Below are 16240 nucleotides of genomic sequence, written 5' to 3' on the forward strand. Positions count from 1 at the left end.
TTTTTTCAGATGGTATCCGGCTGGCAGATTTTTCGATGCCACGAGGTCGCCCCACTATTCTCGCAGGAAATAATGGCCCCAGAAAAGGTCCAAACGATGCAGTTTGAAGACATCATTGATAATGACCCCGCTCGCACGATCTACAAGCGGGGATTGCAGAAGAAGGAGAACCGTCAGGCCTCTCGCAAGGCGACGGGCATCGTCGTCACAGAGAGCCTTGGTGAGTCCATCATAGTCGTGGCAGCGGAGGTCGACCCGAGGGTTCGCCGGATCTTTCCCCAGCCCATGACCTTTGACTTGCACACTGGCGAAGCCTACCCGACGAAGACCGCTCTGACCGAGGCGGTGCACGGGACGCGATACAAGCCTTGGGTCTACACGCCTGATTTTCTGTTCGAGCTTGTGAATGGACAGACCGTCTTTGTCGAGGGAAAGCATAGCCGCTGGCTCCGTGGCAACCCAGAGTTCAGCCGCGTGGCCGTGGCCATGGAGCAACTCGGTCATCGGCTTACTCTGGTCACGGAAACAATGTTCACTCGTGCGCACCATCGGAATCTCCGTATTCTCCGAGCCCTCCCGGACCGCTGTCTTGAGCCTACGAAACGTGAATTGATCGAGACGCAGTTCTCGCGCAGCGTATCATTTGGCCAGGCTCAATGGTCGTTCGGCCTTACGCGGGCGGAAGCCTATGCGGCCCTTTTCGACGGGCTCCTCGCTACCGACCTCTCAGTTGCCCCTTTCAGCGACCGGACGAAGCTCGTGCGCGTCCACGGGAATGTATCGCACCTCGAGGTTCTGCCGCTATGAACCAGCTACAGGCATATGATGGTCGCCATCTTCGAAACGGAGAGACCCTTTACCGTGTGATCGGACGAGTTCAAGGAAAGCCATCCGTAGTTCTCGATCTCAATGGGATGAAGACCGAGATCACCCTCGAGGAATTTCATCGGCAAATTGCGCTTGGAAATGTCTCCGAGGGCCAAGCACCGGTATTCTGCGACCGTATCATGAGCGACGACGAGTTGTCGGAGGCAGCTTTCCGGAAGCGCATTCTTGAGCTCGCTGACCGCTACCAGGAGTTGGGGCTCAAGTGGGACGAGGTAATGGACGCGATCCGTATCAAATTGCAAAATGATCCGCATTTTGCTTCACGCGCGTCCAAGCTCCCTGCTGTCCGCACAATCCAAAAGTATCGGAAAGACTACTGCACAATGGGTCAGCTTGGCTTGGTTGACAAGCGAAACCAATCTGGAAATTACACTGTTCGCTACGATGAAATCTTCCGCGAGGTTGTCCTCGATCTTCTTGAAAGCTCTTACCTCACCTCAGACCGCATGAACATGACAGAACTGGTTCGCGAGTCGAGGCGCCAATATCTGAAGCGTTTTTCCGAACAGCGATCGAAAGGAAAACCGGGAAATCACGGCGAAAAAGCTGTGAAGTCGATAATCGATAGCTACATCCCTCATTCTGACGTCATCAAGCGGCGGCAGGGAAAGAAGGCCGCGCGAAAAGCGCTGCTCCAAGCTGGCAGCTTTCAGATGATCGAACATGCTTACGATCGGCTTGAAACCGATTCCACGCAGGCGGACATCTACGTTATCTATGATGGCAAACTGATCAGGCCTTGGGTCACGATCGTGATAGATGCTGCAACCGGCTTCATCGTAGGGCTTGTGGTTTCTTTGGAGAACCCCACCGGGCTGACCACCGCAACCGCGCTCTACGAGGCCATGACAGGCAACGACGAAGAATTCTTCGATCGCTTCGGCATTGTAAACCGGGTGAGTGTGGCCGGCCATCCACTGACAGTAGTTGCAGATCAAGGCTCTGAGAACTCCGGCAGCATACTTAATCGCCTGCTATCAATGACCGCCATCGAGCTGCAAAAGAACATCCCCGGGCATCCAGAGAAGAAACCGTTTGTCGAGCGCGCCATGTCGACCTTCAAAAACTTCGTAACGAGGCTCGACGGCGCGACGCAGACCCGCGAGTTGTCCCCTAAAGAACGTTATGAGCGGGCAAAAGCAGAGGCATGCTGGACTTTTGATGAGTTCGTTCAAAAGGTGCAGGTGTGGCGCTACGACGTGTATGGCGTCATTCCGCGTCGGCGTGTGCAGTCGCCGCTAAAGCGCCGCGAGAGCCCTATTGAGAGCTGGCGTCGCCTAACCACGGAATACTACGTGCCGGAGCCGCCCCGCAAACAACAGCTCACCCAGATGTTCTTTCATCATGCGGAGAAAAGAACCGTCCACAAATATGGAATCGAGGTGGGATACGTTCAGTATTCTTCTGAAGAGCTTCGGATGCTGGAAAAAGACGCGAAAAGTAAACTGGTGGTTGAGGTCCGCATTAACCCGGCCGACATCCGGGAGATAATCGTTTCTCACCCGAAATCTGGTAAAGCATTCTACGCGTCCTGCAAAGATCCCGACATGCCGGCGATTTCTGTCGCGGAACGGGATCGCATCATCGCCCTCAATCGGCGTGATCCCGACGACTACCTCTCTGCTACTGAGGTTCTCGCGGCCTTAGTGGCAGGCAAGCACCACAAGCCCTCCAAGGCAACGACCAAGGGGCGCAAGGAACAACATGCTGCCCGGCGCAAGCGGCGCGATGACGAAATCATGAACCGCAGCAATGCATCCAATGGTCCAGCGCCTACTGGCAATCCCTCCTACCCCACGATGCCGGTCCTCGCCCCGAAACGGCGTAACCGGATCTCCGCACGAGGAAAATCAACGTGAACGAGCTTTCCCTAAAGGGCTTGCGGATTTCGCATTCCCGTTACGACATTGCGCTGAACCAGATGCTTGAGGCAATCGAGTTGGCTGGCTCGGATGGGGTATGCATTCCCTTTCTTGGCCCGTCCCGCGTCGGTAAATCCGACCTCATGTTAGCGGTCGAAAGCAAGGTAGCCAAGATTCGGTCCGGTCCAGGATACATGATCCCATCGCCGGACTTTCTATCCGGGGAAATCTCTCCCAAGCCGAACGATTCAGAGATTTACGCATCAATCATACGAACGATGGGGCGGGTTGGGGCAAATCCCAAGCTCGCACTGCTGAAAGATCGGATGTTTGATCTGCTGGAACAACGCGATGTTCGGATTGTGGCTCTCGATGAGTGCAGCCATTGCGCCGAACCCGGCGCGAACCTCACTCGCCGTGCAGCTGCGGACCATTTCAAGACCTTCGTCGATCGATCGGGTGTCATACTCATCCTTATGGGGTTGCCGAAGTTCCAACGCTTGATTGACGAGAACGAGCAATTCGCGGCGCGATCCATGGCCACGATCGAGCTCCAACCTTATCGCTGGACGAACCCGGACGACCGGAACGAATTCACAACAGTAATCTACAGTATCTTCGAATACTTGGAGGAGCGCGGTTTCTCGCTTGAATTCGATTGGATAGACATGACCCGGCGCCTCTTCGCTGCTTCTGGCGGTCGCATCGGCATGGTGATCGAGCTTCTCGAGGTCGCTGTCCGAAAGTCTGCGCATACCAAAGCCCTGGCCTTGTCGGATATGGGGAAGGCCGCTCAAATAAGGCTTCAAGGGCTTTCTCGCATTGCTCCGATCTTCGACCCCGAACCACCACAGGATGACGTTCTTCTGCGGTCCTACGCGAAGGTCATGAGGGACGCAGGATTACAGCTCCCCGATCCGAATTCTTCGCTTGAACTCGAGGCTTTCCGGACTCCGAACGATAAGGCATTGGCAGCATGATCCCCGGCATGAATGAAAGCCTCCTCGGTTACATCAAGCGGCGCTCTGATGCGGAAGGTTTTCCCGAGGCCAGGGGCTTCCTGACGACGCTCGGGCAGACCTACGGGCGCGCTACAGTCGAGGAGCCAGAGCGGCTGGCTTTGGAACTCGATCTCGACTTGGCCACGATAGAGCAGATCCTACCTGGCAAGCAGCCATCGGACGCCGCCCTCGACTGGTCGTTCCATCGGATGCACCGCGACCCGGTTTGCCCTGCATGTATTGCCGCGCGCCAGCCCCGACGGAAAGAATGGCGACACGCCTTGGTCACGGCATGTGCCGAGCATGAATGTCAGCTAATCGATCAGTGTCCCGGTTGCGGTGACGATCTCACCCTGCTCGGTGACGGGTATGCGGGCTGCCTTTGCGGCAGTTCCTACGTCGATGCGAATGCCGTGCCTGCCAGCGTTTTCGAGGCTGAGTTCGCAAAGTTAATCGCGGGACACTCGGCACACATGGGCGGCATCGACCTCGGTTCCGAGGAAGGCCTGCAAACGGCTCGCACCGTTTGGTTTCTCTGTGCGAACATGGTTCGAGCGCGGACCGGAAAAGAAGGCAAGGCGACTTATCCTAAGACCGTCGAAGAGGCCCGCGCTCGACTTGCGCGCATCGAACCGCTCCTACTTGATTGGCCGACTGCGTTCGACAATCATGTCGTGCAACGTTGGTATGCTCCAGATGCAGAAGGACTGACCGCAGCTTCACGCCTGGGCGTTTGGTATCGCGGTCTGCTCAGTCAGAAAGGCGCACTGGCTGAGGCGCTGCTGTCCAGGTGCCTCACTGTCGCCGGCACCGTGTGTGGTGACGCATACAAAACTCGCCGACGCCAGGATGGCGCAGAATGGGTAAGCGCGGCCCACGCTGGAGAAATTCTGGGCATACGCAGTGAGAGGATCGTCGAGGCAGTCCGAACTGGTGCGATGATGGGCTCACAGGGCCGATCGGGGACGGGCCACCTCCATACGATCGTCAGAACCCAAGACGTTGAAGCGGTCCGCAAGCTACGGGCACGATCCGCGACCAAGCAAAAGGTCCGGGACACCCTTGGTGTTTCAAAGAAACAGTTTGAGCTCATGGAAGAAGCAAGGTTCTTCGGTGCTGAGTGCAGGGTGTCGTCTCACCCCTGCGTAGATGGGAATTTCGACCTCAAGAACATCTGCACTGCGGTAGATGGAATCCGGCAAGTGGCTCGGGTTAAAAGTGCCGAAGCCGATGGGATGCTGGCCTTTCGCAAGATCAACCTGCGCAGGACGACGGATCGGACCGCGATTCTGAAGATGTATCGCCTCATAGCGGACAAAAAGCTTCGAGCGGTCAAGTTCGCTGAGGGTGATAGCCTCGGAGATGTGCTCTTTGACGCGGCGGAGATCGACCGCCTTCTTCAAGATCATGGCGGCGCCCGATCGTGGACCGCTGGAGACGTTGCCGAGTTCTCGGGGTGGAAACCTGAATGTGTAACCGGATGGTGCGAGCAGGGCTTGCTTCAGGCGACCAAAGGGAAGCGAGGCTCGTTCCACGTCTGGCAGATTACTGAGGAAGCGCTTTCGCGGTTCCGTCGTGAATTCCATGTGGTCTCGGATCTGGCGAAGGAAGGCAAGACTACCTCGCGAAAGCTGCTCACATCCCTCGCAGATCGCGGGATCTCCTCGGTTGGGTCGCAGCGGGCAGGGACATCATCTCGTGGACATCTGATCCGAACCCGTGACATTGCCCGAATGATCGCGTTTCACCCCTCCTAACCGACACGCCTCCTCGCGCACTATGTGTATGCCGTCAAGGAATGCCTTGGCGGCTTTCGGCGTTTCTGGATGCTGGACTGCCGTCCGGATTCGTCGTATCAAAATGTCAGTCGGTCGCTGACGTTGAACGGCCTGAGTGAAGCGCAATATTGTGGGCAAAACGCGCAAGGCTTTGGGCGGATTGTGCGCAAACTAATGGGCTTGAACCGACGATTTTCTTCAATGATCTAAGGCAGAGTGCGCACGGTTACGCGGTGTCCTACAGGGAATTGTAGGTGAGCGCAAAGAACCGCTTTCCCCCACACCAAAGCTCGAAACAGATATCCGCCGCGTCGCTCAAACAGCTACGCGGCGGATTTTTTTATATCAGGCCGACTGCCCGATGATGCCGTTCAGTGTCTCGGAGGGGCGCATCACACGGGCGGTTTTCTCTGCGTCTGTGTGATAGTAGCCACCGAGATCGACAGCCGAACCTTGGGCCGCAGCAAGCTCGGACAGGATGTCGGCTTCCTTGGCGGCCAAGTCTTTAGCGAGAGGCGCGAACTCTGCGGCAAGCTCCGCGTCGTCACCCTGCGCAGCCACCGCTTCGGCCCAGTACCGCGCGAACCAGTAGTGGCTGTCGCGGTTGTCGGGCTCACCCACCTTGCGCGAAGGAGAACGGCCGTGGTCGAGGATGCCCTGCGTTGCGGTCTCGACCGCTTTGCCCAACACGCGGGCCTTTTCGTTGCCACGCGCATCGGCGAGGAACATCAGGCTCTCGCCAAGCGCGCAGAACTCGCCAAGGCTGTCCCACCGCAGGTGATTTTCTTCGACCAACTGCTGCACGTGTTTCGGGGCCGAACCACCCGCGCCCGTCTCAAACAGACCGCCGCCGTTCATCAGCTTCACGATCGATAGCATCTTGGCAGAGGTCGCCAATTCCAAGATCGGGAAGAGGTCGGTCAGGTAATCGCGCAGCACGTTGCCGGTGATGGCAATCGTGTTCTCGCCTTTGGTGATCGTCTCAAGCGAGGCACGGGTGGCTTCGCGGGGGGCCATGATCTCGAACTTGTCGGCGACACCTTGGGCCTCAAGGATCGGCTTCACGTAGGAGATCAGTTCGGCATCATGGGCGCGGCTTTCGTCCAGCCAGAAGATCGCCCGGCAGCCTTCGGCCTTTTGACGCGAGATGGCAAGGTTCACCCAATCCTCAATCGGCGCCTTGCGCGCGGAGGAAGAGCGCCAGATGTCACCGGCCTCGACCTTGTGCTGGTGCAGCACGGTGCCGTCGTCGAGGATCATTTTCACGGTGCCGGCCTCAGCCAGTTCAAAGGTGGTCGGGTGCGAGCCATATTCCTCGGCCTTTTGGGCCATCAGACCGATGTTCTGCACGGTGCCTGCGGTCGCCGGGTTCAGCTTGCCATTTTCTTTGAAGAAATTGATCGCTTCGTCATAGACCGGGGCATAGGAATTATCGGGGATCACGCAGTTCGCGTCATGCTCTTTGCCGTCCGGACCCCAACCCTTGCCGCCAGCGCGGATCAGCGCGGGCATAGAGGCGTCGATGATCACATCAGAGGAGACATGCAAGTTGGTGATGCCCTTGTCGGAATCGACCATATACATCGGCGGGCGGTCTTCCATGCAGGCGTCGATATCGGCCATGATCTCGCTCTCGCCCTTCACGCGCTCCAGCAGATCACCGAGGCCGGAGTTGGGGTTCACGCCCAGTTCCTTCAGCTTTGCGCCATGCTTTTCAAACACCGGCGCAAGGTAGGCTTTAACCGCGTGGCCAAAGAGGATCGGGTCAGAGACCTTCATCATCGTCGCCTTGAGGTGCAGCGAGAAGAGAATGCCCTCTTCCTTGGTCTTTTCGATCTGGGTGTTGAGGAAATCCTTCAGCGCCGCAGCGCTCATGAAGGTCGCGTCAACCACGGTGCCAGCGGGGTAATCGAGACCGTCCTTCAGAACCGTCTCGCCATTCGCGGTTTCCAGAACGATCTTCGCGCCGGAGGCTTTGTCGAGCGTGGCGGAGACTTCGTTGGAGAAGAAATCATTGCCGGACATGGAGGAAACATGCGTCTTGCTGTCCGACGCCCAGTCTCCCATGCGGTGCGGGTTGGATTGGGCAAAGCTTTTCACCGCTTTGGCGGCGCGGCGGTCAGAGTTGCCTTCGCGCAGGACCGGGTTCACGGCGGACCCTTTAATGCCGTCATATTTCGCGCGCACGGCTTTTTCTTCGTCTGTGCTCGGCTCTTCGGGGTAGTCGGGCAGCGCGTAGCCTTGGGCCTGAAGCTCTTTGATTGCGGCAACAAGCTGCGGCACGGAGGCTGAGATGTTGGGCAGCTTGATGACATTGGCCTCGGCAGTTTTTACCAAACGGCCCAGTTCGGCCAGATCGTCGGACTGACGCTGTTCCTCGGTCAGATGCTCGGGGAAGGTCGCAAGGATGCGGCCTGCAAGGCTGATGTCTTTCGTGCCGACGCTCACACCGGCGGCTTCGGCGAATTTCTTGATGATCGGCAACAGCGACGCAGAGGCCAGCTCCGGCGCTTCGTCAACTTTGGTGTAGATGATATCGGACATGATTGCTCCAAATTGCTGCATTTGCTGCCCTGATAGCGGAAGAGGCGGCGAAGGTCGACGGTATACCGCAGTATGCGGTAGGGTCGTTTCAGGAAAAAGCGGATTCCAGCCATCGCGCGGGCCAAGCGGCTAGAAAGCGTGGCGATTACCTTAGCGGGACACGCTGCGCAGCTGTAGAATCTGCATCCCAATCGCCATGGCCGGGCCAATGCCCACCGCAAACAGCAGCGTGCCAAGGCCCAAAGTGCCTCCCAACGCCCAGCCGATCGCGACCACGGTCAACTCAATACTCATCCGGACCAGCGCGATGGGCTTGCCCGTGACCCGCTGTAGCCCTGTCATCAGCCCATCGCGCGGGCCGGGGCCGAGGTTTGCCACAAGATAAATCGCGCCACCAAAGCCGGTCACGAAGACGCCGGTCAGCGCCAGCACGACATTGGCGAGATAGCTGTCAAAGCGGGGCAGGATCGGCAACGCATATTCCAGCACCAGCGCCACGATCACCGCGTTCAGAATGGTGCCGATGCCCGGCGTCTGGCGCAGCGGAATCCAAAGCAGCAGCACCGTGGCGCTGATAAGGAACGTGGCAAGCCCAAGGCTCCAACCCGTGATATTGGTCACCCCTTCGGCAAAGACGGTCCAAGGGCTGACACCGACGCCCGCCCTGACCAAAAGCGCTTCGCCCAAGCCGAACATGACCAGCCCGAGGATCAGAAACACCATCGAGGCAAAGGGCGGCTTGAGGGTGAACGCCTTGGGCGAACTCCACCGCAGCGTGGGGACAGAGGTGACAGACAGGAAACTCACGGGCGCGACCTCTGGCGATGCATTCTAGATGCGCACTTGTTCCAGTTTACGCCAAACCCGGCAAGGTCAATCCACCGCCAGTTCACCGCCAGCGGGTGAAGCCGAAAGTCATGTAATCTTTTTGATAGGCATCCGCCGTCAGCGCCTCGATCTCATCGTCATAGATATCGGCAAGCGTGAAGGGACCGGGTTCCGCCGCCGCAGGCATGGCGGGGGTGGTCACATGGCCTTGGCCCGCGGCCAAAGCGGGCAGTTCACTGGCCAGTTCCTCTTCGCGGATGATGCGATCCGGCAGGCAGAACTCTCCGAACCCCGCGATGGCTTGGGCCTGAGAGCACCATGCCGCATCCACCCGGATCGACGTCTGACCGGCCAGATTGCCTTTAAGAAATTTCAGAAAGGCGACAAAGGCGGTGCGATGTGCATCTCGGTCATACGCTGCATCGGGGCCGTCCTTGGGCAGCGGCATCTTGTAGCGGCGCATCAGCGTGTTGCGCAATTGGCGATAGCTGCCCTCGCCCGTGGTCAGGATGTGGCGGCAAAAAGCATCATGCGCCCGTCGGGCGGGATGGCGCAGCACGGTGAAGCCACGATGCCCCGGTGTTTTGCGTTTCCACTGGCGCAGTTCTTTTTGCGACATCTTATCGCGCAGCGCCTCGCGCGGGACACCATCAAGGGCGGCGAGCCAATCCAGCACCTGATCCTGCGGCCCGGATTTGATCGGCAGATAGATCAACCCGCTGGTCGCCGCCGCCACGTAAGAAGGCACATTCGGCCCGCGCCGCGGCTCGAAATTGGGGGTTCGGGTCAGGTCGAAACGATCCAACCGCGCCAGCGCCTCTAGCATCTCGTCATAGTTGCTGACCTTGGCCGAGATCGGGCTGGGGTTCTGTTTCTTGAGGTTCTTGTCCAGCGCCTCCAACTGCTCATCCACACCGAGATAGCGCGCGAGGCCATTCATCACCTCGACGCTTTGCAGGTCTTCGTAGGCTACATAAAACGCCGTTTGCCCCGAGGTCTGCAAACGGTTCAGCAGGGTGATCTGAAAGCGCTGCAAGGCGTCCAGATGGGTGCTGAACTCATCAGCGTCAAAGACCGCCTGTGCCACCTTCTGCGCCTTCATATCGGTCAGCTTCCACTGCCCCGTCGCCTGCGCGATCTTCCAACTGACGTAGCTGTCGACCGGATTGCGGGTCAGCACGATTTTCGCGCAACGCTGGTCTTTGATAATGGTATCAAAGACGCGCGGGTCATGATCGTGGAAATACCGAAAACCGCCCAAGGCATCCTGTTGACCCCGGATGGCGGAGAGCAGCTTTTTGGGGTTTTCGTCCCGCGTGGCCTGATCGACGCCTAGGATCGGCTCGCTTTTGGGATAGCCCATGAAGAAAGGGTTAAAGGCCTCTCCATGACAAGCGATCCCCGCGAAAGCGTTTAGGTTCGCTTCCAGAAAGTTAGACCCGGTCCGCATCTCGGCGAAGACCACGAAACTGTCGAATTTGTCGTTCATGGGGTTATTTCACCAGATAGGGTTTGGGAGCGGGTTTGGCATCGCCAGTCACCCCGCGGGAGACCGGAAAATCCCCCACCAGATAGGGATGCATGCCTTGATTCTTGAGGTTCTGAAGGAATTGGTCAAAGCCATTCAGATCAACCATGCGCGGCGCCTCTGACAGGCGGCGCAGACGGGTACGGCCAATCTCGTCCAATATGCCCTGTAAAGGCTCCATCGGCGCTTCGATGAATTCAGACATCGTCCAGATCCGCACGCGCGCTTTGGCATGGGGTGAACGCAGCACATCCATATGCGTGCTTTCCGTTTTTTGCAGCTTTGCTGCAAGACGTCGAATATCAGCAAAATCAAGGTTTGAGCGGAACAGCGGCACTGCCCAAGCACCTGTGATGACCGAAATCTGTGCGTTAGGGTCTCTGGCCACGCGCCAATTGATGTCTTGGGTATCCATCGGGCCGAACTGGAAACACTGGCGTTCGCCACGGGTATTCCAGATCAGATTGGTCAAAAAGGCACTGGCATTGTGATCGCGCAGCACCGGGTTGTCCGACAAGGCACCGTTCAGCGTGGTCTGGCCTTCAGCAAAATGCACACGGTCAGGGGCAAAGAGATGCCCATGCACGCGGGCCCTGCTGGCACGGCTCAGCCAATGTTCGAAATCCTCAAAGATCTCGGTGAAACCCTGAAATACCGAGTAAGGCGCGGCGGTGACACCATTCTCCCAATCCTCATTGGGAAACCGGCTTTGCATATAGAGCCCCGCACGGCCCCGCGTCCGCCGTTCCACGGCCTTGGCAAAGATGCGGTCGATCTTGCCGGGGTTCGGCTCGGTCTTTTTCATCGCCCCTGCGGGGTCAGTCAGGAAGGCATCATAGAGCCTGTCCGCATGGGGCCAAATCTTGCGCGCGACAAAGCAGTCCGAGCGGCGCAGAAGCTGGAGGTGGTCGTCGTAAAAAATATGCGGCTTGCCCTGAAAATCGAACTTCGACAGCGTTAGCGACCGGCTTTCGATCTTGCTGGAATAGAGCCTTGCAAGGGTCTGGAAATAGCTTTCATCGGGGATCCAGACGAGGCGAAAGAACTTGTCGTAGGTCGTCCTGTCGGGGTCTTGCAGGATCGCCGACAGGGTGCGCCGGGTCAGGCACCACCATTGCGAGCCCATATGCGGCACAACCCCGTGCGGCATCCGGCGTTTCAGCCGCAATAGGCGCTGCACCTCGACCGCGCGGTCAAACAGATAGCGATTGCGCCGCCACGAAAAGGGGAACCGCAGGGTGAACCGCTCCGCATCCAGACCGCCCACGGTCCATGGCACATCCGCCGTGGTGGCACTTTCGATAAAGTCGGTCTGCGGGCGATCCTCAAGATAGTCGATCAACTCCTGCACTGGACGCAGCGGCAGGCAAGAACCGGAGGCGAGATAGACATGGGCCACCTTCGGAAAGCGCGAGAGCATCAATTCCGCCGCCCCCTGCGAGGCAGCAACGATCCCCCAAGTGCCCCATTCGCAGCGTTTGCGCGGGCTAAAGCATACATCCTTGAGGTCTGACAGCGCCCCCACGAAAGCATCATGCGCCCGCCGGGGCACGGCCTTGTCGATGTGGATCACTACCGGGCAGCCCGCAGCGGCCCAATGCCGCGCGACCTGCTCGGCCCGGTCAAAGGCGTTGTGCACCAACATGATGATCCCGACGCTCATGCCCAGTTCCCTTTTGACATGAGGCCGAGAATCTCAAGCTGACGCCAGTTGATGTACCGCTCTGACCACTTGCACCAAAGCTGCGGATCGTCCTTTAGCTGCGCGGCATAGGCTTTGTATTCGACCGAAGCGGCGTAATGCTCGTTGCGTTCCAACTCCTCCGCCGCTTTGGCACCGAAAGTGTCGAGGAACTTGGCATGCAGCAACACGCCCGAGGCTTTCTCTCCGCCCCATTCGTCATAGACCTGATTAAGCCCGCGCGGCAGCAGCATATGGGTCGAACTGACATAGGCATAGCGCCGGTCCCATTTGACCAGCGGCACCTTATTCAGCGCCGGGGCCTTTGCGGGCGCGTCGGGGAAGAACACCCGCGCCCGTGGCCCGCCCTGAATCCAAAGGTTCCCGAACCGCCGATTACGCGAAATCGTGTAGTTGCCACTGTCGAACCATGCAGCGATTTCGATAGGGTTCTGCCCCGCTTGGTAAGGTTCTTCATCCAGCCGCCCTTTGGGATACATGTCCAAAAGCATCGCCGAAAAGCTCTTGATCGAAGAGGCATCCAGCCAGTCGGTCAACGCCCGCAAGGGCCGCGTGTCGCAGAAGGGGTAGACCAGAAACTCATCCGGATCGACCGTCAGCGCCCAATGGCCATGGGCGTATTTCATCTGTAGCCAGTTCAGCCAATCGACCCCGAACCGTGAGCGCTTATAGCTGGCCTTGGCGCTCCAGACCGACACATCGGGTTGCTCTGCAAGGTATTCCAGCGAGCCATCCGTGCTGTCATTATCAACGAAGAAAAAATGCCCGACACCCATCTCGCGGTAATATTTCAGGAAATAGGGCAGCCGAATGCGTTCGTTGCGCTGCGTGCAGAACACGAGGATATCGTCGCGTTTGATTTGTGCGGTTCGGTTCGCCACGCGGGTAAGCTCCCGCCGCTTGCGGAAGGCGCGAATGCGCCAGCGCTTGCGTTGCAGTCGCAACCGATATGACTGAATTAAGCCCAAACCGCCCCTTACCTATCGAATGTGACCGCTCCTCTACCGCGCTATCACGTCGACTTTAACACGGTCTTGAAGTGTTCGGCCCATGTCGGCGCGTTAAAAGTCTTCGCAGGGCGCGGGTCTGGCGGAGATGCAGTCCATTCTTCGATTGTTCTGATCCATGAATAGGGCTCGGTTGTGGCGGCGTAAACGGCTTTGTCGCCCAAGACCTCGCGCAAGACCGGTAAATCGTTGCATAAAACACGCGATCCAAGGCTCAGCGCTTCGGCCGGGGGCAGGCCGAACCCCTCTGCATGGCTGGGAAAGAGCATCCCCGCCGCCCCTTGCACCAAAGCGGCCAAGCCGGGGTCACTGAGGCCCGAAAACTCCCGCACGGGTCCGTCAGGGGGCAGCTGATCAAGCCGATCAAAGACCGCCCTGTTGTTCCACCCCCGCGCGCCGCAAATCAGCAGCAGCGGCGCATCAGCCCCCATCTGCTGCCATAGATCCAGCAAGAAGTCATGATTCTTGCGGGGCTCGATCGTTCCGACGACGACGAAATAGGGAGATTTTGGCGTCAGGCCCGGGGGCAGTTCACCGTCATCGGGCAATGGCAGGTCGAGACCCAGATGCGCGACAACGGCGGGCGGTATCCGCCCTCGCATTTGCGCTTCGCTACGCCGCCGCGTGTCTTGCGAGTTGTAGATTATCAGATCGGCCTGCGCAGCCACCCGGTCGATTTTGGCCCGAAACGGCGCGACCGTGCCGGGGCGTTGGTAAGCGGGATATTCCAGCGGGATCACGTCATGGATCAGGACGGTAATCCGCCCCCGCGCTTTCTTCACCGCGCCCAGAACCCGGTCCGTCAGATTGCTGTGACCAACATTAAGATAGGCAAACCCCGGCGGTAGATGCCGAGCGAGCAGTGAGGGCAAACCTGAGGGAAGGCACCGCCCCCGCGCCATACGCCGTAAATCGCTTTCTGCCCGCGTTAGAGCCGCAGTGCGCCCCCGCGGCAAGCGCGACACAAGGTCGGCCCGCCCCCAAGGAACGCGGCCTTCAAGGCGATCTCGAAAGCCCTGCATCCCGGCACGGTCCAGCAAAACATAGCCCAAAGCCGTACGCGCCACTCCATAGAGCGGCGCGTCACCAGTCAGAAGATGTGCGAGATAGGCCAGTTCGACCCGATCAACCCCCGTCGCGACCCGCCCGACCCGTCGCAGACTGCGCGTCAGATCAAGAAGCCGTGCGGTGGGTTCAGCCATCGTAGTGGCCGGTTTGGTGCCATTTCCAAGCGTCAGAAATCATCTTGTCCAAGGTCGAGCGTTTGGGCGCCCAGCCCAATTCCTCCATCGCGCGGGAAGAGCCTGACACAAGTTTGGTACAATCCCCCGGACGGCGCGCGCCGATCTCATGGGGCACCGTTTGATTGGTCACAGCGCGGCTATGATCGAGCACTTCGCGCACCGAAAAACCACTGCCGGTACCAAGGTTAAACACCCGGCTGCCCTTCCCATCCTGAAGCCATTTCAGACCTAAAACATGGGCATCGACCAGATCGCAGACATGCACATAGTCACGAATGCAGGTGCCGTCGGGCGTGTCGTAGTCATCGCCAAAGACAGTCAGCGCCGCGCGCTTCCCGGCAATCGCGTCAAGCATCAGCGGGATCAGATGCGTCTCTGGCTGATGGAACTCGCCCACTTCGCCTTCGGGATCCGCACCGGCCACGTTGAAATAGCGGAAGATGACATGCTGCAGACCATGGGCGGCCTCAAAGTCGCGCAGGATGTCCTCGATCGCCCGTTTTGACGCCCCATAGGCATTGATCGGATATTGGTCACTGTTTTCATCCAGCACGACGTTATCCTGATCGCCATAGGTCGCACAGGTCGACGAAAAAACGAACTGCTTGCAGCCCGCAGCGACCGCCGCCTCAATCAATGTGAGGGAGCCGTTCACGTTGTTGCGCCAATAAAGACCAGGCTCCGCCATGCTTTCCCCAACCTGGCTGAGGGCGGCGAAGTGCATTACCGCGACGGGCTGATGTTTCGCAAAAACCTCATCCAGCCGCGCGCGGTCCAGCAAATCACCCTCCTCGAGGGGGCCAAACTTCACCGCATCGCGCCATCCGGTCACGAGATTGTCGAAAGTTACGGGCGTAAAACCAGCCGACTTTAATGCCTTACAGGCATGCGAGCCGATATAGCCCGCGCCCCCGGTTACCAGTACCTTTTCCATGTCGCTTCGCCCCGGCCCTACTGCGCCGCACGATCGATTTGGGCAATGCTTTGCAGATAGGCCGAAAGGTCGTCACGCAGTTCCTCCCGAGCAAGGCCAAAGGCCACAGTGGCCTGTAGGAAACCCGCTTTAGAGCCGCAATCAAAGCGTTGACCACGGAAACGGAAGCCATAAACCTCACGGTCTTGCTCAATCTCTTGGGCAATAGCATCTGTTAGCTGTATCTCGCCGCCGGAGCCGGATTTAAGCTTATTGAGGTTCTTCAGAACGTTCGGCGACAAAATGTAGCGCCCAATCACCGCGAGGTTCGAAGGTGCTTCATCAGCGGCGGGCTTCTCAACCATGCCTTTGACCTTCACCAGATCGCCGCGCTCTTCGCTTGTATCGAGAATGCCGTAGGAGGAGGCGCGGGATGGCTCAACCTCCATCGCGGCGACCATGCTGCCACCGGTCTCTTCATAGGCTTCAACCATCTGCTGCAAGCAGGGTTTCTCAGCCGCGATGACGTCATCGGGGAGCATTACAGCGAAGGGTTCATTGCCGATCAAACGACGCGCGCACCAGACCGCATGACCTAGGCCAAGCGCCTTGTGCTGGCGGATATAAGCAATCGCGCCGCTGTCCATATTGGTGTCTTGCAGAATCTGAAGAAGTTCCGTCTTGCCCTTCTTGCGCAGTTCCTGCTCAAGCTGCGGCGCGTGGTCAAAGTAGTCTTCCAAAGCGCCTTTGCCGCGCGAAGTCACAAAGATGAACTCTTTGATGCCAGCGGCTCGCGCTTCGTCGATCGCATATTGAACCAAAGGTCGGTCAACGAGGGTCATAATTTCCTTCGGCACCGACTTGGTGGCGGGCAGAAAGCGTGTCCCCATTCCTGCTACGGGGAAAATCGCTTTTGTTACCTTCTTACGCATTTCAATCCTTACA

At 58.4% G+C, this 16240-nt stretch carries 12 protein-coding genes; 4 read left to right on the plus strand and 8 right to left on the minus strand.

From position 1 onward, the window contains the following. The first annotated feature begins 96 nt into the window (after window positions 1-96). Genes K3759_RS00070 through K3759_RS00085 form a run of 4 tightly spaced genes read left to right on the plus strand, consistent with a single transcriptional unit; the run spans window position 97 to window position 5508 of the window. On the plus strand, window positions 97-807 hold the full coding sequence (locus K3759_RS00070) for a hypothetical protein (protein WP_259983464.1): 711 nt from the start codon (window positions 97-99) through the stop codon (window positions 805-807). After that, window positions 804-2747 carry a Mu transposase C-terminal domain-containing protein gene (locus K3759_RS00075; protein ID WP_259983466.1) on the plus strand — a complete coding sequence of 648 codons (1944 nt, stop codon included), beginning with the start codon at window positions 804-806 and terminating at the stop codon, window positions 2745-2747. The genes K3759_RS00070 and K3759_RS00075 overlap by 4 nt, the downstream gene beginning before the upstream one ends. After that, complete coding sequence (locus K3759_RS00080; protein WP_259983469.1) at window positions 2744-3730, plus strand: TniB family NTP-binding protein; 987 nt, start codon at window positions 2744-2746, stop codon at window positions 3728-3730. The genes K3759_RS00075 and K3759_RS00080 overlap by 4 nt, the downstream gene beginning before the upstream one ends. Continuing rightward, window positions 3727-5508 (plus strand): TniQ family protein, encoded by a 1782-nt coding sequence (locus tag K3759_RS00085; protein ID WP_259983471.1) that lies wholly within the window; start codon window positions 3727-3729, stop codon window positions 5506-5508. The genes K3759_RS00080 and K3759_RS00085 overlap by 4 nt, the downstream gene beginning before the upstream one ends. Before the next feature lie 366 nt (window positions 5509-5874). Here the strand turns inward: K3759_RS00085 and K3759_RS00090 are convergent, their stop codons facing one another. The 8 genes from K3759_RS00090 to galU form a co-directional block, all read right to left on the minus strand. Beyond that, entirely contained in the window at window positions 5875-8073 is a 2199-nt protein-coding gene (locus K3759_RS00090) for an NADP-dependent isocitrate dehydrogenase (protein WP_259983473.1), read from the minus strand. A 150-nt stretch (window positions 8074-8223) separates the two neighbouring features. Next, window positions 8224-8880, minus strand: coding sequence for a YitT family protein (locus tag K3759_RS00095; protein ID WP_259983474.1), 657 nt, complete (start codon window positions 8878-8880; stop codon window positions 8224-8226). Window positions 8881-8962: 82 nt separating this feature from the next. Then, on the minus strand, window positions 8963-10390 hold the full coding sequence (locus tag K3759_RS00100) for a sulfotransferase domain-containing protein (protein WP_259983476.1): 1428 nt from the start codon (window positions 10388-10390) through the stop codon (window positions 8963-8965). A 4-nt stretch (window positions 10391-10394) separates the two neighbouring features. Next, window positions 10395-12092 carry a beta-1,6-N-acetylglucosaminyltransferase gene (locus K3759_RS00105; protein WP_259983478.1) on the minus strand — a complete coding sequence of 566 codons (1698 nt, stop codon included), beginning with the start codon at window positions 12090-12092 and terminating at the stop codon, window positions 10395-10397. Then, on the minus strand, window positions 12089-13075 hold the full coding sequence (locus K3759_RS00110) for a glycosyltransferase family 2 protein (protein WP_259983479.1): 987 nt from the start codon (window positions 13073-13075) through the stop codon (window positions 12089-12091). The genes K3759_RS00105 and K3759_RS00110 overlap by 4 nt, the downstream gene beginning before the upstream one ends. A gap of 68 nt (window positions 13076-13143) precedes the next feature. Beyond that, a complete protein-coding gene (locus tag K3759_RS00115; RefSeq protein ID WP_259983481.1) occupies window positions 13144-14340 on the minus strand; it encodes a glycosyltransferase family 1 protein in 1197 nt (398 codons plus the stop codon). Continuing rightward, the gene (gene galE, locus K3759_RS00120; RefSeq protein ID WP_259983483.1) at window positions 14333-15316 is read right to left on the minus strand and encodes a UDP-glucose 4-epimerase GalE; all 984 of its coding nucleotides are present in this window, start codon (window positions 15314-15316) and stop codon (window positions 14333-14335) included. The genes K3759_RS00115 and galE overlap by 8 nt, the downstream gene beginning before the upstream one ends. A gap of 17 nt (window positions 15317-15333) precedes the next feature. Beyond that, entirely contained in the window at window positions 15334-16227 is an 894-nt protein-coding gene (gene galU / locus K3759_RS00125; protein WP_259983485.1) for a UTP--glucose-1-phosphate uridylyltransferase GalU, read from the minus strand. Window positions 16228-16240 lie beyond the last annotated feature (13 nt).

The organism is Sulfitobacter sp. W027 (assembly GCF_025143985.1).
In the GTDB taxonomy this organism is placed as follows: domain Bacteria; phylum Pseudomonadota; class Alphaproteobacteria; order Rhodobacterales; family Rhodobacteraceae; genus Sulfitobacter.